The 19,385-nt window shown below is 70.5% G+C and carries 14 protein-coding genes and 1 tRNA gene; 6 read left to right on the top strand and 9 right to left on the bottom strand.

Annotation, left to right across the window (positions count from 1 at the left end):
* Positions 1 to 36 precede the first annotated feature (36 nt).
* From pepN to pyk, 5 genes are all read left to right on the top strand, one after another.
* On the top strand, positions 37 to 2,631 hold the full coding sequence (gene pepN, locus SNA_RS09600) for an aminopeptidase N (protein WP_044364298.1): 2,595 nt from the start codon (positions 37 to 39) through the stop codon (positions 2,629 to 2,631).
* A gap of 200 nt (positions 2,632 to 2,831) precedes the next feature.
* Positions 2,832 to 4,238, top strand: coding sequence for a pyridoxal phosphate-dependent decarboxylase family protein (locus tag SNA_RS09605; protein WP_044364300.1), 1,407 nt, complete (start codon positions 2,832 to 2,834; stop codon positions 4,236 to 4,238).
* Positions 4,235 to 5,734, top strand: a complete 1,500-nt coding sequence (locus SNA_RS09610) for a lysine N(6)-hydroxylase/L-ornithine N(5)-oxygenase family protein (RefSeq protein ID WP_078969790.1) — start codon at positions 4,235 to 4,237, stop codon at positions 5,732 to 5,734. The genes SNA_RS09605 and SNA_RS09610 overlap by 4 nt, the downstream gene beginning before the upstream one ends.
* A gap of 194 nt (positions 5,735 to 5,928) precedes the next feature.
* Positions 5,929 to 6,693, top strand: a complete 765-nt coding sequence (locus tag SNA_RS09615; RefSeq protein WP_051877186.1) for an SIMPL domain-containing protein — start codon at positions 5,929 to 5,931, stop codon at positions 6,691 to 6,693.
* Between the two features lie 145 nt (positions 6,694 to 6,838).
* The gene (gene pyk / locus SNA_RS09620) at positions 6,839 to 8,275 is read left to right on the top strand and encodes a pyruvate kinase (protein ID WP_030064576.1); all 1,437 of its coding nucleotides are present in this window, start codon (positions 6,839 to 6,841) and stop codon (positions 8,273 to 8,275) included.
* A gap of 55 nt (positions 8,276 to 8,330) precedes the next feature.
* Here pyk and SNA_RS09625 read toward each other — a convergent pair whose 3' ends face one another.
* Positions 8,331 to 9,104: a hypothetical protein gene (locus SNA_RS09625; protein ID WP_030064577.1), complete on the bottom strand. Its 774-nt coding sequence runs from the start codon at positions 9,102 to 9,104 to the stop codon at positions 8,331 to 8,333.
* A 110-nt stretch (positions 9,105 to 9,214) separates the two neighbouring features.
* Positions 9,215 to 9,287: transfer RNA gene (locus SNA_RS09630), tRNA-Leu, on the bottom strand.
* Between the two features lie 97 nt (positions 9,288 to 9,384).
* On the opposite strand from SNA_RS09630, the gene SNA_RS09635 reads away from it, so the two are divergent.
* On the top strand, positions 9,385 to 10,041 hold the full coding sequence (locus SNA_RS09635) for an ANTAR domain-containing response regulator (protein WP_030064578.1): 657 nt from the start codon (positions 9,385 to 9,387) through the stop codon (positions 10,039 to 10,041).
* A gap of 92 nt (positions 10,042 to 10,133) precedes the next feature.
* Here the strand turns inward: SNA_RS09635 and SNA_RS09640 are convergent, their stop codons facing one another.
* From SNA_RS09640 to SNA_RS09670, 7 genes are all read right to left on the bottom strand, one after another.
* Positions 10,134 to 10,850 carry an ABC transporter ATP-binding protein gene (locus SNA_RS09640; RefSeq protein WP_030064579.1) on the bottom strand — a complete coding sequence of 239 codons (717 nt, stop codon included), beginning with the start codon at positions 10,848 to 10,850 and terminating at the stop codon, positions 10,134 to 10,136.
* Complete coding sequence (locus tag SNA_RS09645; protein WP_030064580.1) at positions 10,847 to 11,872, bottom strand: ABC transporter ATP-binding protein; 1,026 nt, start codon at positions 11,870 to 11,872, stop codon at positions 10,847 to 10,849. The genes SNA_RS09640 and SNA_RS09645 overlap by 4 nt, the downstream gene beginning before the upstream one ends.
* Before the next feature lie 5 nt (positions 11,873 to 11,877).
* Positions 11,878 to 13,674: a branched-chain amino acid ABC transporter permease gene (locus SNA_RS09650; protein ID WP_030064581.1), complete on the bottom strand. Its 1,797-nt coding sequence runs from the start codon at positions 13,672 to 13,674 to the stop codon at positions 11,878 to 11,880.
* A gap of 5 nt (positions 13,675 to 13,679) precedes the next feature.
* Positions 13,680 to 14,609 carry a branched-chain amino acid ABC transporter permease gene (locus SNA_RS09655; protein WP_030064582.1) on the bottom strand — a complete coding sequence of 310 codons (930 nt, stop codon included), beginning with the start codon at positions 14,607 to 14,609 and terminating at the stop codon, positions 13,680 to 13,682.
* A gap of 115 nt (positions 14,610 to 14,724) precedes the next feature.
* Complete coding sequence (locus SNA_RS09660; RefSeq protein WP_030064583.1) at positions 14,725 to 15,945, bottom strand: branched-chain amino acid ABC transporter substrate-binding protein; 1,221 nt, start codon at positions 15,943 to 15,945, stop codon at positions 14,725 to 14,727.
* Between the two features lie 474 nt (positions 15,946 to 16,419).
* Positions 16,420 to 16,893, bottom strand: coding sequence for a PaaI family thioesterase (locus tag SNA_RS09665; protein ID WP_030064584.1), 474 nt, complete (start codon positions 16,891 to 16,893; stop codon positions 16,420 to 16,422).
* Between the two features lie 175 nt (positions 16,894 to 17,068).
* Positions 17,069 to 19,354, bottom strand: a complete 2,286-nt coding sequence (locus SNA_RS09670) for an FdhF/YdeP family oxidoreductase (RefSeq protein ID WP_030064585.1) — start codon at positions 19,352 to 19,354, stop codon at positions 17,069 to 17,071.
* Positions 19,355 to 19,385: the final 31 nt, after the last annotated feature.

Below are 19,385 nucleotides of genomic sequence, written 5' to 3' on the forward strand. Positions count from 1 at the left end.
GTGCGCCCCCAGGACCCGGGTGGCAGCATGAGGCCCATGCCCGCACTCCACCGCACCGAGGCGCAGGCCCGGGCCCGCCTCCTCGACGTCCACCGCTACGACATCCACCTCGACCTCACCCAGGGCGAGGGCACCTTCGGATCCCGTACGGTCATCCACTTCCGCTCGCACGAGGCCGGCGACACCTTCGTCGAGATCACACCCGCCACGCTGCACACCGTCACCCTCGACGGCCGCCCCCTCGACCCGGCCGCCCTCGACGGCAACCGCCTCCCCCTCGCCCTGACCGCCGGCGACCACGAACTGTGCCTCGACGCCACCATGCGCTACTCCCGCACCGGCGAAGGCATGCACCGCTTCACCGACCCCGAAGACGGCCGCGTGTACGTCTACACACAGTGCGGCCCCTCCGACGCCCCCCGCGTCTTCGCCGCCTTCGACCAGCCCGACCTCAAAGCCGTCTTCGACCTGTCCGTCACCGCCCCCGAAGACTGGACCGTCCTCGCCAACGGCATCACCGAACACCTCGGAAACGGCCACTGGAAGGCGGCCCCCACCCCGCCCCTCCCCACCTACCTCGTCGCCCTCGCCGCCGGCCCCTGGCACTCCGTACGCACCGAACACGCCGGACTGCCCTTCGGCATCCACTGCCGCCGCTCCCTCGCCCCCCACCTCGACCCCGACGCCGACGAAATCCTCGACCTCACCCGCCGCTGCTACGACCGCTACCACCAGATCTTCGACGAGCCCTACCCCTTCGACTCCTACGACCAGGCATTTGTCCCCGAGTTCAACTGGGGCGCCATGGAGAACCCCGGCCTCGTCACCTTCCGCGACGAATTCATCTACCGCTCCGCCGTCACCGCCACCGAACGCCAGACCCGCGGCATGGTCATCGCCCACGAAATGGCCCATATGTGGTTCGGCGACCTGGTCACCTTCCGCTGGTGGGACGACATCTGGCTCAACGAGTCCTTCGCCGAGTACATGGGCTACCAAGTCCTCGCCGAAGCCACCTCCTTCGACGGCACCTGGACCGACTTCGCCCTCACCCGCAAAGGCTGGGGCTACGACGCCGACCAGCGCCCCTCCACCCACCCCGTCGCCCCCGCCCCCGACGACGTCCCCGACACCGCCGCCGCGATGCTCAACTTCGACGGCATCTCCTACGCCAAGGGCGCCTCCGCACTGCGCCAACTCGTCCACTGGATGGGCGAAAAGGACTTCCTCGCCGGCATCAACGACCACTTCGCCCGGCACCGCTTCGCCAACGCCACCCTCGCCGACTTCATCGACTCCCTCGCCCGCGCCACCGACCGCGACGTCCACACCTGGGCCGAACGCTGGCTGCGCACCACCGGCGTCGACACCCTCACCCCCGTCATCGGCGACACCGAGGACGGCGGCTGGACCCTGCACATCGACCACACCGGAAGCCCGGACGGCACCCGCCCCCACCGCCTGACCGTCGGCCTCTACGACCAGCACCCTGCCGACCCCGGCCGCCTCGTCCCCCGCAAGCCGCTGACCTGGGACCTCCCGTCCCCCAAGCTCTCGACTCCTCCGCCACTCTCCACTGCCGTCGAGCGGGGGGACCCCCATGCGCAGGGAGGCGCCCCCACCGGCCACCCCGCCACCCCCGGCCGCCGCCCCGCCCTGCTCCTCCTCAACGACCAGGACCTCACCTACGCCAAGGTCCGCCTCGACGCCGCCTCCTGGGACACCGCGCTCGCCGCCCTGTCCGGCCTGCCCGACGCCCTGACCCGCGCCGTCGTCTGGAACGCCGCCCGCGACATGGTCCGCGACGGGGAACTCGCCCCCACCGCCTACCTGGACGCCGCCCGCGCCCACCTCCCGCACGAAACCGACCTCGCCCTCGTCCAGGGCGTCCTCACCTTCGCCCGCACCCAGATCGCCGACCGCTACCTCCCCCCGTCCGAGCGCGGCACCGCCCTGGCCACCCTCACCGCCCTCACCCGCGACATACTGCGCCGCACCGAAGGCCCCGCCCACGGCACCTCCACCGGCCTGCGCCTGACCGCCGTACGCGCCTTCATCGACAGCGCCACCACCCCCGAGGCCCTGCGCGACTGGCTCGACGGCGGCAGCGTCCCCGGCGGCCCCGACCTCGACCCCGAACTGCGCTGGCGCATCCTGGCCCGGCTCGCCACCCTCGGCGCCCTCACCCCCGACACCATCGACGCCGAACTCGCCCGCGACCCCAGCGCCACCGGAGAACAAGGCGCCGCCCGCTGCCGCGCCGCCCTCCCCGACCCCGCCGCCAAACAGGCCGCCTGGCACGCCCTGTTCACCACCGACAACGACGCCGCCCTGTCCAACCACCTCTTCACCGCCACCGCCCAGGGCTTCTGGCAGCCCGAACAGGACGACCTCCTACGCGACTACGTCCCCCGCTACTTCGCCGAAGCCCCCGCCCTCGCCACCCACCGCGGCCCCGCCCTCGCCGACGCCGCCGGCCGCTACGCCTTCCCCACCACCCACATCACGACCACAACCCTCCGCCTCGGCGAAACCTGCCTGGCCGACGGCAACCCGCCCCCCGCCCTGCGCCGCAAACTCATCGACCAACTCGACGACCTGCGAAGGGCGTTGACGGTCCGGGGCGCCTGACACCACCGGGGCCGCCGGACCGGCACCCGGCGGCCCCGAACACCTGCTTGCCGGCCCGTAACACAAAAGGGTGGTACCACCGCCCGTACGAGTGGTGGTGCGGCAACCCGTGCCTGCGCACCGTGCGGGGAAAGTAGCTTAGGGCGGCCTTGGTCCCCAGCGGACCGCCGCCCGAACTCCCCCCGAAGAAGACCGCATTGATGCCCGAGCCCCCTGCCGGGACCGCCCTCGCAGGCGGCGCCGACGGCCCCCGCGCCCTCCGCCCCCTGCTCGACATCGTCCTCGACGCCCTCGCCACCGGCGCCGAGCACCGCGCCGGCCCCCTCCCGCCCGGCGGCCCCGACGCCGTCGCGCACACCGTCCGCACCGCCTGCGCACCCCTGATCCCCGAACACGGCACCGGCCCCCACGACGCGCTGCGCACCCTCGTCCACACCCTCGCCGCCGGCGCCGCCGACCCCGCCGACCCGCGCTGCGCCGCCCATCTGCACTGCCCCCCGCTGGCCCTGGCCACCGCGGCCGACCTCGCCGCCGGCGCCCTCAACCCCTCCATGGACTCCTGGGACCAGGCCCCCGCCGCCTCCGAACTAGAGGCCCTCACCTGCCGCGAACTGGCCGCCCTCGTCCACCCCGCGGCCGCCCGCCCCGACGCCCTGGTCACCACCGGCGGTACGGAATCCAACCTGCTCGCCGCCCTCCTGGCCCGCGAGAGCGCCCCCCGGGACGCCGGCCCCCTCCAGATCGTCTGCGGCGCCAACGCCCACCACTCCATCCCCCGCGCCGCCTGGCTCCTCGGCCTCCCCGAACCCCTCACCCTCCCCACCCCCGACGGCATCCTCACCCCCGACACCGTCCACACCTGCCTCGCCAACCTCGCCGGCCACACCGGCCCCGTACTCCTGACCGCCACCGCCGGCACCACCGACTCCGGCGCCATCGACCCCCTCCCCGCCCTCGCCGACCTCGCCGCACACCACCGGGCCCGCCTCCACATCGACGCCTCCTACGCCGGCCCCCTCCTGTTCAGCGACACCCACCGCCCCGCCCTGACCGGCCTCGACCGCGCCCACACCGTCACCCTCGACCTGCACAAACTCGGCTGGCAACCGGTCGCCGCCGGCCTCCTGGCCGTCCCCGACCCCGCCACCCTCGCCCCCCTCGCCCACCAGGCCGACTACCTCAACGCCAACGACGACACCGAAGCCGGCCTGCCCGACCTCCTGGGCCGCTCACTGCGCACCACCCGCCGCCCCGACATCCTCAAAATCGCCGTCACCCTCAAAGCCCTCGGCCGCACCGGCCTCGGCGACCTCGTCGACCGCACCCTCGCCGCCGCCCAGACCCTCGCCGACCTCATCGACGCCCACCCCCGCTACGAACTCCACTCCCGCCCCACCCTCTCCACCGTCCTCTTCCGCCCCACCGGCGCCGACCCCGCCACCCTCGCCACCATCCGCCGCACCCTCCTCACCGACGGACACGCCGTCCTCGGCCGCGCCACCACCCCCACCGGCCTCTGGCTCAAGGCCACCCTCCTCAACCCCCACACCCAGCCCGGAGACCTCACCACCCTCCTCACCCTCGTGGAAGGCCACACCCCTCGATGACCCCTCCCGACACCGACGGCACCGACACCCCCGGCCCAGACGCCACCGGCCCAGACGTCACTGGTCCCGACGTCACCGGTCCCGACGTCACCGGTCCCGACACCACCGGTCCCGACACCCCCCTCGACCTCGCCGGCATCGGCATCGGCCCCTTCAACCTCTCCCTCGCCGCCCTCGCCCACCCCCTCACCCACCTGCGCACCGCCTTCTACGACCAACGCCCCGCCTTCCACTGGCACCCCGGCCTCCTCATCGACGGCGCCACCCTCCAAGTCCCTTTCCTCGCCGACCTCGTCACCCTCGCCGACCCCACCAGCCCCTGGACCTTCCTCAACTACCTCCGCAGCCGCGAACGCCTCTACCCCTTCTACTTCGCCGAAAAATTCCACATCCACCGCGCCGAATACGACGCCTACTGCCGCTGGGTCAGCGAAAACCTCACCGGACTCCACTTCGGCCACCAGATCGACGCCCTGCGCTGGAACCCCGAACGCGCCCTCTTCGAAATCGACTTCACCCAGCTCGACACCGACGGCGAAGCCCAGGCCCTCGGCCGCACCTACGCCCGCAACATCGCCCTCGGCATCGGCACCGCCCCCCACATCCCCGAACCCCTGCGCCCCCTCGCCGACGCCCCCGCCGTCCCCGTCCTCCACTCCGCGGACTACCTCGCCCACCGCGAACGCCTGCTCGCCGCCGACCACATCACCGTCATCGGCGCCGGCCAGTCAGGCGCCGAAATCTTCCTCGACCTGCTCCGCGCCCGCCCCACCGGCCACGAAGGTCTCCACTGGCTCGCCCGCACCCCGGCCTTCGCCCCCATGGAATACAGCAAACTCGGCCTCGAACACTTCACCCCCGACTACACCCGCTACTTCCACGGCCTGACCGAACCCGTACGCGACGCCCTCATCCCCGGCCAATGGCAGCTCCACAAGGGCATCGACCACGACACCCTCGCCGCCATCCACGACGAGCTCTACCGCCGCACCCTCCACGGCGGCTGGCCCGACGCCACCCTCACCCCCGGCGTCGCCGTACGCACCGCAGGCCGCGTCGGCACCACCATGATCGAACTCCACCTCGACCACACCCAGCAAGGCACCCGCTCCCGCCTCACCACCAACGCCGTCGTCCTCGCCACCGGCTACCGCGAACGCCGCCTCGACACCCTCCTCGCCGCCCTCGACCCCTTCGTACGACGCGACCGCGCCGGCCGCCCCCGCATCGACGAACACCACCGCCTCGCCCTCGACCCCTCCCTCACCGGCGCGATCTACGTCCAGAACGCCGAAACCCACACCCACGGCGTCGGCGCCCCCGACCTCGGCCTCGCCGCCTGGCGCAGCGCCACCATCCTCAACTCCCTCACCGACACCCCCGCCTACCCCCTCCCCACCCGCACCGCCTTCACCACCTTCGGCCTCCAGCAGCCCGCCCCCACCCGCACCGGCACCGTCCCCCGCCAGGGCTCCCCCCTCGCCCCCCGCCACTGACACACCGCGGGGCGGCGCCCCCACCCACGCCGCCGCCCCGCCCTCTCGTGCTGCGCCCTCCCTTTTACGGCCCCGCCGCCGGCCCTCCGACAGCGCCCCGCGAGCGCCGCCCCCGGACCGCCACCCCTCAACCCGCTCCCGGTATGCGACCCTTCACCCCCACACCCACCACACCCCCGGGAGCAGACCCACCCATGACCGACCACCCCAGCCCCGCACACACCCCCGAAGACGCCCCCCAAGACATACCCGCCAACCCCCACACCCCCCTCCCCTACGGCACCCCCGACACCCCCCGCGTCGCCGTCCGCGGCGAAGCCCGGCTCGAAGTCGAGCCCGAAATCGCCCGGATCTTCGTCACCGTCACCGCCCGCGGCACCGACCGCACCACCACCCTCACCGACCTCACCCACCGCAACGACCAGGCCCTCACCCTCATCAAGAGCTACGGCGACGCCGTCGAAAAACTCGAAACCGGCGCCTTCAGCATCACCCCCCAGCTCACCGACAAAGGCCGCAGCGAACGCATCCGCGCCTACCACGGCAGCGTCACCCTCACCGCCACCCTGAGCGACTTCACCGCCCTCGGCGAACTCACCACCCGCCTCGGCGACCTCGACCTCACCCGCCTCGCCGGCCCCTGGTGGTCCCTGCGCCCCGACTCACCCGCCCACCGCACCGCCCGCACCCAAGCCGTCCGCGAAGCCGTCCAGCGCGCCCGCGAATACGCCGAAGCCCTCGGCGCCCGCCTCGACGCCCTCGTCGAACTCGCCGACCTCGGCGCCGACGCCCCCACCACCCCCACCGCACCCGGCGCCCCGCGCGGCTACGGCGCCCCGCCACCCCCCGCAGCGCTCGGCGGCGCACCCGCCACCCCCGCCCTCGACCTCCAGCCCCAGCGCCAGACCGTCCACGCCCACGTCAACGCGCGCTTCACCATGACCCGTCCCGCACTCTGAGACCACACCCCGCACCCCCGGAAATCCGCTCATCAGAGCGCCCCCACGCCCATTCCAATACTTGTCAACACCCTTTCATCCGGCGGACGTTGGGCTGTCACTTCTTTCCCGTTCCCTACCGTCGGGTAGGTCATAGGGTCGAAACATGCGCCGAGCAAAAATCGTCTGCACACTTGGACCCGCCACCGACTCGTACGAGCAGATCAAAGCCCTCGTCGACGCCGGAATGGACATCGCCCGCTTCAACCTCAGCCACGGCACCTACGCCGACCACGAAGCCCGCTACGAACGCGTACGCAAGGCGTCCGACGAAACCAGCCGCAGCGTCGGCATCCTCGCCGACCTTCAAGGTCCGAAGATCCGCCTCGGCCGATTCCGCGAAGGGCCCGTACTTCTCGAACGCGACGACGAGTTCACCATCACCGTCGAACCGTCCGTCGAAGGCGACCGCCACCTCTGCGGCACCACCTACGCCGGCCTCGCCGACGACGTCACCCCCGGCGAACACATCCTCGTCGACGACGGCAAGGTCACCCTCGAAGTCACCGGCGTCGACGGACCCCGCGTCCGCACCAAGGTCATCGAAGGCGGCATGGTCTCCGACCACAAGGGCCTCAACCTCCCCGGCGTCGCCGTCTCCGTCCCCGCCCTCTCCGACAAGGACGAACGCGACCTCCGCTGGGCCCTGCGCACCGGCGCCGACATCATCGCCCTCTCCTTCGTCCGCAGCGGCCGCGACATCGAGGACGTCCACCGGATCATGCGCGAGGAAGACCGCTTCCTCCCCGTCATCGCCAAGGTGGAAAAGCCCCAGGCCGTCGACAACATCGACGACATCGTCGCCGCCTTCGACGGCATCATGGTCGCCCGCGGCGACCTCGGCGTCGAAATGCCGCTGGAAACCGTCCCGATCGTCCAAAAGCGCGCCATCAAACTCGCCAAGCGCAACGCCAAACCGGTCATCGTCGCGACCCAGATGCTCGACTCGATGATCGACAACTCCCGGCCCACCCGCGCCGAAGCCTCCGACGTCGCCAACGCCGTCATCGACGGCACCGACGCCGTCATGCTCTCCGGCGAGACCAGCGTCGGCAAATACCCCACCGAAACGGTCAAGACGATGAGCCGCATCGTCGAAGCCGCCGAGGAGGACATCCTCGCCAAGGGCCTGCCGCCCCTGACCGTCACCAGCAAACCCCGCACCCAGGGCGGCGCCGTCGCCCGCGCGGCCGCCGACATGGGCGACTTCCTCGGCGCCAAGTTCCTCGTCGCCTTCACCCAGTCCGGCGACACCGTCCGCCGCCTCTCCCGCTACCGCTCCCCGATCCCCCTGCTCGCCTTCACCCCCGACACCGCCACCCGCTCCCAGCTCAACCTCACCTGGGGCGTGGAAACCTTCCTCGGCCCGACCGTCGACTCCACCGACGAGATGGTCGCCCAGGTCGACGAGCAGCTCCTGAAGATCGGCCGCTGCCAGAAGGGCGACGTCGTCATCATCACCGCCGGCTCCCCGCCCGGCGTCCCCGGCTCCACCAACCTCGTCCGCGTCCACCACATCGGCGAGGACGACTCCCCGAAGTAACCCCACCTGCACCGCTCTTGAACCCGCTGGGCCGAGGAACTGACTGCCGTCCCTGTCAGTACTTCGGCCCGATGTGTTGGTCCATGAGAGCCACGGAGGCTCTGCGGGCGACGGAGATGTTCTCCGCTTTACGGGACTGCCGCGCGGGCTTCCACTCGACGCCGACCTGGTCGAGGGTGTTGGTGAAGAGCCGAATGATGTCAGTGGACGTGTTGGTGAAGAAGTACCGCGGGTATTCGTAGCGCTTGCGCTCCCCGCCGATCATGCGTGTGGTCCAGTTGGTGATCCGGCAGCCGTCGGAGTGGATGAGCCCGCGGAGGAATTCCCAGGGGTGGGCGTCCACGATGGCCTGCTGCCAGGGCTCCAGGGCGATCAGCCGGTCGTGCTTCTTGCCTGGGCCGTGCTGCGGGAAGAGGCATTTCCAGTGCTGGCTGAAGGACTTCACCTCGACGCAGCCGCTCCTATGGCGTCTTCTCACGCTCGGCAGCGTCATCACCTTGCGCATCGCGCTTTCGGCAGCTTCGATCAGGCCGGGCCGGGCTTCGTCGCAGAAGACGGACAGGTGGTGCTGCTTCGGCTTGGAGATGATGTGGCCGTCGCCGAGGTACAGGCCGAGTAAGTAGGCGTAGGCCCCGTGGTCGAACGGGTGCTCCGCACACCGAGGGCAGTCGTGGGGGCGCTCGAACTTCTCGCCTCGACGTTTTCGATCTTCGTGGCGCCACCAGCCGACCGTGCCGCGCGGAACATTCAGCTGTTCTGCCACCACACGATTGGTGACACCTTGCCGAAGCAGCACGAGAGCTCGCTCGCGGATTTCGTAGTCGTACATACTCGCGAGCTTGGCGCGACCTTTACGGCAAGAGCATGAATCGAAGAGATGTTCACCGAGTCGAGTGAAGATCGCAAACCCCGCGTGAAACCTTCGATTTGAAGGTCAAGTGCCCCGGGTGGGATTCGAACCCACGCTATATGGTGTTTGAGACCATCGCCTCTGCCGCTGGGCTACCGGGGCTTCCTTCGAAGTGAAGGTCAACGGAGACCCGCCGTGCATCAAACATACAGGAGATAGGTAGGCTCATGGGGCACCACCTGCCAGCAAGAGGAGACCCGTGAGCGCCGCCGAGCCCGAGCCGCCCGTCGCCGAAGACGATCAGTCGCATGTCCCGCCGCTGACCACGCGCGTCGTGATCGCCGAGGACGAGGCCCTCATCCGTCTCGACCTCAAAGAGATGCTGGAAGAAGAGGGCTACAGCGTCGTGGGCGAGGCCGGGGACGGCCAGACCGCCGTCGAGCTGGCCCGGGAGCACCGGCCCGACCTGGTGATCCTGGACGTGAAGATGCCGGTCCTGGACGGCATCTCGGCGGCGGAGAAGATCGCCGAGGAGAGCATCGCCCCCGTGCTGATGCTCACCGCCTTCTCGCAGCGCGAGCTCGTGGAGCGGGCCCGGGACGCCGGTGCGATGGCGTATCTCGTCAAGCCGTTCTCCAAGAGCGATGTCGTCCCGGCGATCGAGATGGCCGTGAGCCGGTTCACGGAGCTGAAGACGCTGGAGAAGGAGGTCGCCGACCTCACCCAGCGGCTGGAGACGCGCAAGCTGGTGGACCGGGCGAAGAGCATTCTCCAGACGCAGTACGGCCTGACGGAGCCGGCCGCCTTCCGGTGGATCCAGAAGACGTCGATGGACCGGCGGCTGTCGATGCAGCAGGTCGCCGAGGCGGTCATCGAGGACGCGGAAGAGAAGAAGCAGCAGCAGAAGAAGGACTGATGGGCCCGCGCGCGCAGCGCGGGTGGGCGGCCCCGTACCGGTGGTGACCGGTGCGGGGCCGCTTCGTGTGGGGCGGGGCGGGTGGCCGGGGTTCAGTCCTCGCCGAGGTACGCCTTGCGGACGGATTCGTCGTGCAGCAATCGGTAGCCGCTGCCCGAGAGGACGATGCGGCCGATTTCCATGACGTGGCCCTGGTCGGCGAGGGAGAGCGCGGCTTGGGCGTTCTGTTCCACGAGGAGGATGGTGGTGCCTTGGGAGCGGAGTTCGCGGATGGTCTCCATGATCTTTTGCATCATGATGGGGGAGAGGCCCATGGAGGGTTCGTCGAGCATCAGGAGTTTGGGGCGGGACATCAAGGCCCGTCCCATGGCGAGCATTTGCTGTTCGCCGCCGGAGAGGGTGCCGGAGGCTTGTTTGCGGCGTTCGCCGAGGATGGGGAACAGGTCGTAGACGCGGTGGATGTCGGCGTCGATTCCGGCGGTGTCCTTGCGGAGGAAGGCTCCCAGCTGGAGGTTTTCGGCGATGGTGAGGCGGGGGAAGAGGCGGCGGCCTTCGGGGGAGTGGGCCAGGCCGCGTTCGACGATTTTGTGGGCGGGGACGCCGCCCAGGGGTTCTCCGTCGAAGGTGATTTTTCCGGCGAGGGGTTTGAGCAGGCCGGAGAGGGTGCGCAGGGTGGTGGTTTTGCCGGCGCCGTTGGTGCCGATGAGGGTGACGGCCTGGCCTGCTTCGACGGTGAAGGAGATGCCCTTGACGGCTTCGATCTTTCCGTAGGCGACGCGGAGGTCCTCGACTTCGAGCAGTGCGGTCATGGGGTGTCTCCGGTCTGTGCGGTGTCCGGGGTCTCCTCGGTGGTCTCTCCGGTCCCGGCGGTCTCGGTGTCGGCGGTCTCCGATTCGGCGGTCCTATCCGCGGCGTCCGTGGCGTCCTCGGTGTCCGCAGCGTCCGCGGTGTCTGCGGGGCCCTCGGCATCCGCGGTGGCCCCGGCCGTCCCGGCGTCTCCCGTCTTCGCCTCGGCGGCCCGGTCCCCGGAACCGGCTTCCTCCCCGACCGGTGTGCCCAGATAGGCCGCCACCACCCGCTCGTCGGCCTGGACGACCTCCGCCGTGCCTTCGGTGAGTTTTTGGCCCTGGACGAGGACGGCGACGCGGTCGCAGAGGTTGAAGATGAAGCGCATGTCGTGCTCGATGACGAGGACGGCGGTGCCCTGGTCGCGGATGGCGAGGACGAGGTCCTGGGTGGCGCGGGTTTCCTGGGGGTTCATGCCGGCGGTGGGTTCGTCCAGGAGGAGGAGGCCGGGGTCGCTGGCGAGGGCGCGGGCGATTTCGAGCTTGCGTTGTTCGCCGTAGGGGAGGTTGCGGGCGAGGTGGTCGCGTTTGTGGGCGAGGCCGGTGAACTCCAGGAGTTCCATGGCGCGTTGCTCTGAGGTGCGTTCGGCTTTTTTGAATCCGGGGCCGCGGAGGAGGGCGGACCAGAGTCCTTCTTTGGTGCGGGTGTGGCGTCCTACGAGGACGTTTTCGAGGACGGTCATGTTGGCGAAGAGGCGGATGTTCTGGAAGGTGCGGGCGACGCCGGCCTGGGTGACGAGGTGGGGTTTGCGGGACAGGCGGGTGCCTTGGTAGCTGACGCTGCCTTCGGTGGGGACGTAGAGGCCGGTGAGGCAGTTGAAGAAGGTGGTCTTGCCGGCGCCGTTGGGGCCGATGAGGCCGACGATTTCGCCGGGGCCGACGGTGAGGTCGACGTCGCGTACGGCGGTCAGTCCGCCGAAGCGCATGGTGACGCCGCGGGCTTCGAGGACGGCGGCGCCGGCGGTGGGCATGGTGGGTGTGGTCATGGTGGTCACGCCTTTGCCTGGGTGGCGCCGAGGGTGGCGTCGGTGTCGGGGAGGCGTTGGTCGGGGACGTCGAGCTGGCCCGTTTCGTGGAATTCGAGCTGTTTGCGGCGGTCGGGGATGAGGCCCTCGGGGCGGAAGCGCATCAGCAGGACGAGGGCGATGCCGAACAGGAGCAGTTGGTAGTCCTGGAGGAAGTCGAGTTTGGCGGGGATGAGGAAGAGCAGGGCCGCGCCGACGAGGGGTCCGCTGAGGGTGCCCATGCCGCCGAGGATGACGGCGGCGAGGAGGAAGGCGGAGTTGGGGGGTTGGGGTCCGGCGAACTGGAATTGTTCGGGGGTGGCGGTCGTTACTACGTGTGCATGGACGGTTCCGGCGAGTCCGGCCAGGGAGGCGCCGAGGGCGAAGGCGAGGAGGCGGAGGCGGAAGGAGTTGATGCCCATGGCGACGGCGGCGGTTTCGTCCTCGCGGATGGCGATCCAGGCGCGGCCGATGCGGGAGGCGGCGGCGCGGCGGAAGACCAGGACGACGAAGGCGGTGACCAGGATCATCAGCAGGTAGTAGTTGCCGTAGGTGGCGACGGGGATGCCGAGGATGTGGTGGGGTTCGCCGAAGTTGAAGCCGAAGATTTCGAGGTTGGGGATGTTGGGGATGCCCATGGCGCCGTTGGTGATGTCGGGGCCGGTGGTGCCGTTGAGGTTGAGCATGGCGATGCGGAAGATCTCGCCGAAGCCGAGGGTGACGATGGCCAGGTAGTCGCCGCGTAGCCGGAGGGTGGGGGCGCCGATGAGGACGCCGAAGACGAGGGAGGCGGCGGCGCCGGTGAGCAGGGCGGCCCAGAAGGGGAAGTGGAGGCCGAGGGCGGATTCGGGGGAGCCGGAGACCAGGGCGGCGGCGTAGGCGCCGACGCCGAGGAAGGCGACGTATCCGAGGTCGAGGAGGCCGGCGAGGCCGACGACGACGTTCAGTCCCAGGGCGACGGTCGCGAAGATCAGGATGTTGGCGCCGATGATCGTGTACTGGTCGGTGTCCTGGGTGAACGGGAAGAGCGCGGCGGCGAGGAAGGCCGCGGTGAGGGCGATGCCGCGGTGGGTGTGGGTGAGCTGGGTCAGGCGGGCGATCAGGCCGGCGCGGTGCAGGGCGGGGACGGCGAGGACCATGAAGAGGAGGTAGCCGACGAAGGGGGCGCCGTCGTCGGTGTCGATGCCGTAGGTGAAGACGATCAGTCCGGCGGCGAAGGCGGCGGCGATGATCAGGATCTCGGCCCAGGAGGGGAGTTCGCGGGTGCGGCGGCGTACGGGGGTGGCGGCCAGGGTGGCGGTGAAGCGCTGCCAGGGGCCGGCGGGGGGTGGGCCGTCGGTGCGGTCGGGGGGCAGGCCGAGGGCGCCGAGGAGGGTGAGCAGGGCGGCGAGGCCCGCGACGGCGCCGCCGGGTTCGAGGTTGACCAGGCCGCCGAGCTGGACGGCGATGGCGCCGAGGGTGAACCAGGTGGCGGCGAAGGTGGCGAGCGCGGCGAGGAGGACGGCGGCGTTGCGGCCGCCGGGGGTGAGCCATCGCAGTCCGCGCAGGCCGAGTCCGGAGGCGGCGAGGAGGAGGGCGAGCAGGCCGCCGGCGAGGGTGACGAGCTGGAGGCCGGCGGGGGAGAAGTAGTAGGTGAGGTCGCCGGGGAAGTCGCTGCTCCAGGTCCAGGCGAGGGCGGTGCTGAGTGTGGTGGCGAGGGCGCCGGCGGCGGTGGTGAGGCGGGCGGCGCGTTCGGGCAGGGGGAGCGGTGCGCGGGGGGTGGCTGTGGTGGTGTGGGTGGTCATCGCTATCACGCCCGATCCGCGACGCGTTCGCCCAGCAGGCCCTGGGGCCGCAGGAGGAGTACGAGGATGAGGAGGACGAAGGCCCAGACGTCCTTCCAGGCTCCGCCGCCGAACTGCTGCATTCCGGGGATGTTTTCGACGTAGGCGGTGGCGAGGGCTTCGGCGACGCCGAGGACGAGGCCGCCGAGCATGGCGCCGTAGATGTTGCCGATGCCGCCGAGGACGGCGGCGGTGAAGGCTTTGAGGCCCATGATGAAGCCCATGCGGAACTGCACTTCGCCGGTGCGCAGTCCGTAGGCGACGGCGGCGACGCCGGCGAAGGCGGCGCCGATGGCGAAGGCCAGGACGATGATGCGGTCGGTGTTGATGCCCATGAGGCGGGCGGTGTCGGGGTCCTGGGCGGTGGCCTGCATGGCGCGGCCGCTGCGGGTCTTGGAGACGAAGAAGCCCAGGGCGAGCATGCACAGGGGGGCGGCGATGAGGACGAAGAGGTCGCCGCGCTGGACGGTGGCGCCGAGGATGTCGAGGGCGCGGCCCTTGAACTGGGGGAAGACGCGGGCCTGTTTGCCGTCGGGGTACCACTTCCAGATGGCTTGCTGGAGGGCGATGGACAGGCCGATGGCGGTGATGAGGGGGGCGAGGCGGGGGGCGCCGCGCAGGGGTCGGTAGGCGAAGCGTTCGGCGGCGACGCCGACGAGGACGGATACCGCGATGCCGCCGAGCAGCATGACGGGCAGCGCGAGGGTGAGGGAGGTGCCGGAGGGGAGGGCGAGGTAGACGCTGAGGGCGCCGAAGCCGCCGACCATGAAGATCTCGCCGTGGGCGAAGTTGATGAGCTGGACGATGCCGTAGACCATCGTGTAGCCGATCGCGATGAGTCCGTACATCGCGCCGAGGATGAGTCCGTTGGCCAGCTGTTGCGGCAGTTCGTTCACCGCAGGCCTCCGTTGGGTGGAAGGGAGGGGGCCGGCGTGCCGGGTTGCGGTACGCCGTGTGCCGCGGGCCGCGCCAGGGGTGTGGCGTCCTGGCGCGGCGCGGTCGGCCGGCCGGTCAGCTCTTGTCGAACTTCTTGAACTCGGCGCTGAAGCGGGACTTCCAGGCGCCCTTGTCGACCTGATATGCGGTGATCATGGTGTTGGTGGTGTCGCCGTACTTGTCGAAGGCGACCTTGCCGGTGACGCCGTCGAAGGTGACCGTGTTCATGGCCTGGACGACCTTGGCGCGGGCGTCGTCGGGGAGTTTGCCGGCGTTGTCGGCGACGACCTTCTTGACGGCCTGGATCAGGGCCCAGGTGGCGTCGTAGGTGGAGCCGCCGTAGGCCTCGTAGGCTTCCTTGAAGCTGGCGGCCTTGTAGTCGGCGATGAACTTCTTGGCGGAGGCGAGCTGTTCGACGGGCTTGCCGACGGAGGAGGCGTAGTCGCCCTGTGCCTTCTTGTTGAGTTTGATGTAGTCGCCGCTGTACATGCCGTCGCCGCCCATGAGGGGGACGGTGACGCCGCCGTCCTTGAGCTGCTGGCTGAGCGGTCCGGAGGCGGGGTATTCGCCGCCGTAGAAGACCAGGTCGGGGCTCTTGGACTGGACCTTGGAGACCACGGCCTTGAAGTCGCGGTCGTCGGGGCTGATGTGCTCGGTGCCGGCGATCTTGCCGCCGAGCTTGGTGAACTGGTCCTTGAAGGAGGAGGCCAGTCCGACGCCGTAGGTCTTCTGGTCGTCGATGACGTAGACCTTCTTGGCCTTGATCTTCTCCCAGGCGTACTGGCCGTCGAAGGCGCCCTGCACCTCGTCGGTGGTGGCGGTGCGGAAGTAGGTGGGGAACTGGCGGGCGCGGTTGTTCTTGCGCCAGCCGGGGCCCTGGGTGAGGTCGGGGGTGGTGTTCGCCGGGGATATGAGGGTGACGTTGTTCTGTTTGGAGACCTGCTGCATGGACTGGGCGACGCCGGAGTTGAGGGGGCCGACGATGCCGAGGACGCTCTTGTCGCCGGCGAGTTTGGTGGCGTTCTGCTGGCCGACGTTGGGCAGGGCCTTGTCGTCGAGGGCTTCGAGCTTGAAGGTGACGCCCTTGACCTCGCCGGTTTTGTTGGCGGTGTCGAGGGCGAGCTGAGCGGAGTTGCGGATGCCCAGGCCCAGTGCGGAGAGCTCACCGGTGGTGGGGGCGTCCAGGCCGATGACGACGGTGGTCTTCGAGCCGTCGCCGCTCTTGTTGTCGCCCCGGGTGCCGCATGCGGTGAGAGTGAGGGCGCCGGTGGCGAGTGCGGTGGTGATGAGAAGCAAGGAACGGTGACGCACGATCAGTCCTTTCCCTGGCGCGGCCACGGCTGTCGCATGGCCGATTCGCCGCCGGTCCGTACGGGGGTACGGGAGGTACGGGTCCGTGCTCGCGGTGCGCCCGGCGGCGCGGTGACTGGCGGTGAACTCTAGAGCGCCGTTCGTCGGCCCGGCAGAGGCGCTGACCAGGATGTGACGCTCTTGTTATGACCTTCGACGGGCGTTTTGCGCCCATGGTCCTTACACCCGCGGGGCGGACGCGGTGCGGAGGACGAACTCGCACTTCCGCGGGGAAAACTGGACGGGGGTGTCGGTACCGTGTCCGGTTATCGGAGGCGGCGGGCGCGGGGGCGTCAACGGCCGTGCGGGGAGCGGGGGGTGGGCGCGGCGCGGGATTTCGTACACCTCACGCAGCGTTACGGAAATGCGGACGGCGGCCCCGCTCCCGGTGCCGGGCGCGGGGCCGCCGTGGGAGGTGGATCAGCCGCGGTAGACGTCGGCGTCCACGTCGCGCAGCAGGCAGGTCAGGCGGGCGGTGCAGACCCGCTTGTCGTGCTCGTCGGTGATGACGATTTCGTAGGTGGCGGTGGAGCGGCCCCGGTGGACGGGGGTGGCGACGCCGGTGACCAGGCCCGAGCGGGTGCCGCGGTGGTGGGTGCAGTTGAGGTCGACGCCGACGGCGATTTTGGTGGGGCCGCCGTGCAGCATGGAGCCGACGGAGCCGAGGGTTTCGGCCAGGACGGCGGAGGCGCCGCCGTGCAGGAGTCCGTAGGGCTGGGTGTTGCCCTCGACGGGCATGGTGCCGACGATGCGGTCCGGTGCGGCCTCGGTGACCTGCACGCTCATCCGCTCGCCGAGATGTCCGGCGGAGAACAGGGCGGGCAGGTCGAGGCCGAGGCCGGCCCACTGGTCGAGGATTTCCTGCGGAAACCTGGTCGTGCTCTGCTCACCCATGGCCTGCGTCTCCGTTCGCTCGCGCGTGATCGTCGTCGATCCGTGCCCGTTCCTATCAGGCCACTGAGCAAGCGCTCAGCGCGGCGGTGGCATTCCCGCCCGTCCGCCCGCGGCCCGTGTCGGCTCGCCCGCATCGGTTCGTCCGCATCGGTGCGCCTGCATCGGCGCGCCCGTGTCAGCTCGCCTGTGTCTGCTCCAGGCGGATCACCAGGGATTTGGCCGCGGGGGTGTTGCTGGTGTCGGCGGTGTGGTCGAGGGGGATGAGGACGTTCGTCTCGGGGTAGTAGGCGGCCGCGCAGCCGCGGGCGGTGGGGTAGTGCACCACCCGGAAGCCGGGCGCCCGCCGTTCGCTGCCGTCCGTCCATTCGCTGACCAGGTCGGCGTAGGCCCCGTCAGCCAGGCCCAGGGTGCGCGCGTCGTCGGGGTGCACCAGCACGACCCGGCGGCCGTTCTTGATGCCCCGGTAGCGGTCGTCGAGGCCGTAGATGGTGGTGTTGTACTGGTCGTGCGAGCGCAGCGTCTGGAGCAGCAGCCGTCCTTCGGGGACGGTGGGGTACTCCACCGGGGCGGCGGTGAAGTTGGCCTTCCCGGTGGCGGTGGGGAAGCGGCGGGCGTCCCGGGGGGCGTGCGGCAGTGTGAAGCCTCCGGGGCGGGCGACCTTGGCGTTGAAGTCCTCGAAGCCGGGCACGACGCGGGCGATGCGGTCGCGGATGGTGGCGTAGTCCTTCTCGAACTCCTCCCAGGGCGTCGCGCTGGCCGCGCCCAGCACCCGGCGCGCCAGCCGGGCGACGATCGCGGTCTCGGACAGCAGGCGGGGGCTCGCGGGCTCCAGGCGGCCGCGGGAGGCGTGCACCATGCCCATGGAGTCCTCGACGGTCACGAACTGCTCGGTGCCGCCCTGCCGGTCCCGCTCGGTGCGGCCCAGGGTGGGCAGGATCAGGGCGCGGGCGCCGGTGATCACATGCGAGCGGTTGAGCTTGGTGGAGACGTGGACGGTCAGCCGGGCGCGGCGCATGGCGGCCTCGGTGACGTCGGTGTCGGGGGTGGCGGAGACGAAGTTGCCGCCCATCGCGAAGAACACCTTGGCCTGCCCGTCGCGCAGCGCCCGGATGGACCGTACGACGTCGAGGCCGTGTTCCCGGGGCGGGGCGAAGCCGAACTCCTTCTCCAGGGCGTCCAGGAAGGCGGGGGCGGGGCGCTCGAAGATGCCCATGGTGCGGTCGCCCTGGACGTTGCTGTGGCCGCGTACGGGGCACACGCCGGCACCGGGGCGGCCGATGTTGCCGCGCAGGAGGAGGAAGTTGACGACCTCCTTGATGGTGGGCACGGCGTGCTTGTGCTGGGTCAGGCCCATCGCCCAGCACACGATGGTGCGCTTCGAGCCGAGGATCATGGCCAGCGCGCGGTCGATCTCCGCGCGGGTCAGTCCGGTGGCGCGCAGCGTCTCGTCCCAGTCGGTGCCCGAGCGGGCGGTGCGGGCGAACTCCTCGTATCCGTGGGTGTGCTCGCGGATGAAGTCCTCGTCGACGGCGCCGTCCGTGTCGAGGACGAGGCGGTTGAGGGCGCGGAAGAGCGCCTGGTCGCCGCCGAGGCGTACCTGGAGGAAGAGGTCGGTCAGGGCGGTGCCGCGGCCGGCCAGGCCGCGCGGGGTCTGCGGGTTCTTGAAGCGTTCCAGGCCGGCCTCGGGCAGCGGATTGATGGAGATGATCTTCGTGCCGCCGGCCTTGGCCTTCTCCAGGGCGGTGAGCATCCGCGGGTGGTTGGTGCCCGGGTTCTGCCCGGCGATGATGATCAGGTCGGCCTTGTAGAGGTCCTCCAGCAGGACGCTGCCCTTGCCGATGCCGATGGTCTCCGTCAGGGCCGAGCCGGAGGACTCGTGGCACATGTTGGAGCAGTCGGGCAGGTTGTTGGTGCCGAATTCGCGGGCGAAGAGCTGGTAGAGGAAGGCGGCCTCGTTGCTGGTGCGGCCGGAGGTGTAGAAGACGGCTTCGTCGGGGGTGTCGAGGGCGGTCAGTTCCTCGCCGACGATGTCGAAGGCCCGCTCCCAGGAGACGGGGACGTAGTGGTCGGCGCCCTCTGCCAGGTACATGGGGTCGGTCAGCCGGCCCTGCTGGCCGAGCCAGTAGCCGCTGCGGGCGGCAAGGTCGGCGACGGAGTGGGCGGCGAAGAAGTCCGGGGTGACCCGGCGCAGGGTGGCCTCCTCGGCGACGGCCTTGGCGCCGTTCTCGCAGAATTCGGCGGTGTGCCGTTCGTCGCCCTCGGGCCAGGCGCAGCCGGGGCAGTCGAAGCCGTTCTTCTGGTTGACCCGCAGCAGGGTCAGGGCGGTGCGCTTGACGCCCATCTGCTGCTGGGAGACGCGCAGCGCGTGGGTGATCGCCGGCAGGCCGACGGCCGAGTGCTGGGGCGCGCCGACCTCGGGTGCGTCCTGGACCGGGTCCGATGAGGGCGGCTTGCCTGCCATGACGCTCTCCCTTGAGCCGTGTGCGGTGTGG

This window comes from Streptomyces natalensis ATCC 27448 (genome assembly GCF_000935125.1).
GTDB classification, from domain to species: Bacteria; Actinomycetota; Actinomycetes; order Streptomycetales; family Streptomycetaceae; genus Streptomyces; species Streptomyces natalensis.

Coding starts and splice junctions, on each gene's coding strand:
- SNA_RS09610 (WP_078969790.1), top strand. CDS start 4,235: ATGACCCCTCCCGACACCGACGGCACCGACACCCCCGGCCCAGACGCC.
- SNA_RS09670 (WP_030064585.1), bottom strand. CDS start 19,354: ATGGCAGGCAAGCCGCCCTCATCGGACCCGGTCCAGGACGCACCCGAG.
- pepN (WP_044364298.1), top strand. CDS start 37: ATGCCCGCACTCCACCGCACCGAGGCGCAGGCCCGGGCCCGCCTCCTC.
- SNA_RS09650 (WP_030064581.1), bottom strand. CDS start 13,674: ATGACCACCCACACCACCACAGCCACCCCCCGCGCACCGCTCCCCCTG.
- pyk (WP_030064576.1), top strand. CDS start 6,839: ATGCGCCGAGCAAAAATCGTCTGCACACTTGGACCCGCCACCGACTCG.
- SNA_RS09625 (WP_030064577.1), bottom strand. CDS start 9,104: ATGTACGACTACGAAATCCGCGAGCGAGCTCTCGTGCTGCTTCGGCAA.
- SNA_RS09640 (WP_030064579.1), bottom strand. CDS start 10,850: ATGACCGCACTGCTCGAAGTCGAGGACCTCCGCGTCGCCTACGGAAAG.
- SNA_RS09665 (WP_030064584.1), bottom strand. CDS start 16,893: ATGGGTGAGCAGAGCACGACCAGGTTTCCGCAGGAAATCCTCGACCAG.
- SNA_RS09615 (WP_051877186.1), top strand. CDS start 5,929: ATGACCGACCACCCCAGCCCCGCACACACCCCCGAAGACGCCCCCCAA.
- SNA_RS09605 (WP_044364300.1), top strand. CDS start 2,832: ATGCCCGAGCCCCCTGCCGGGACCGCCCTCGCAGGCGGCGCCGACGGC.
- SNA_RS09645 (WP_030064580.1), bottom strand. CDS start 11,872: ATGACCACACCCACCATGCCCACCGCCGGCGCCGCCGTCCTCGAAGCC.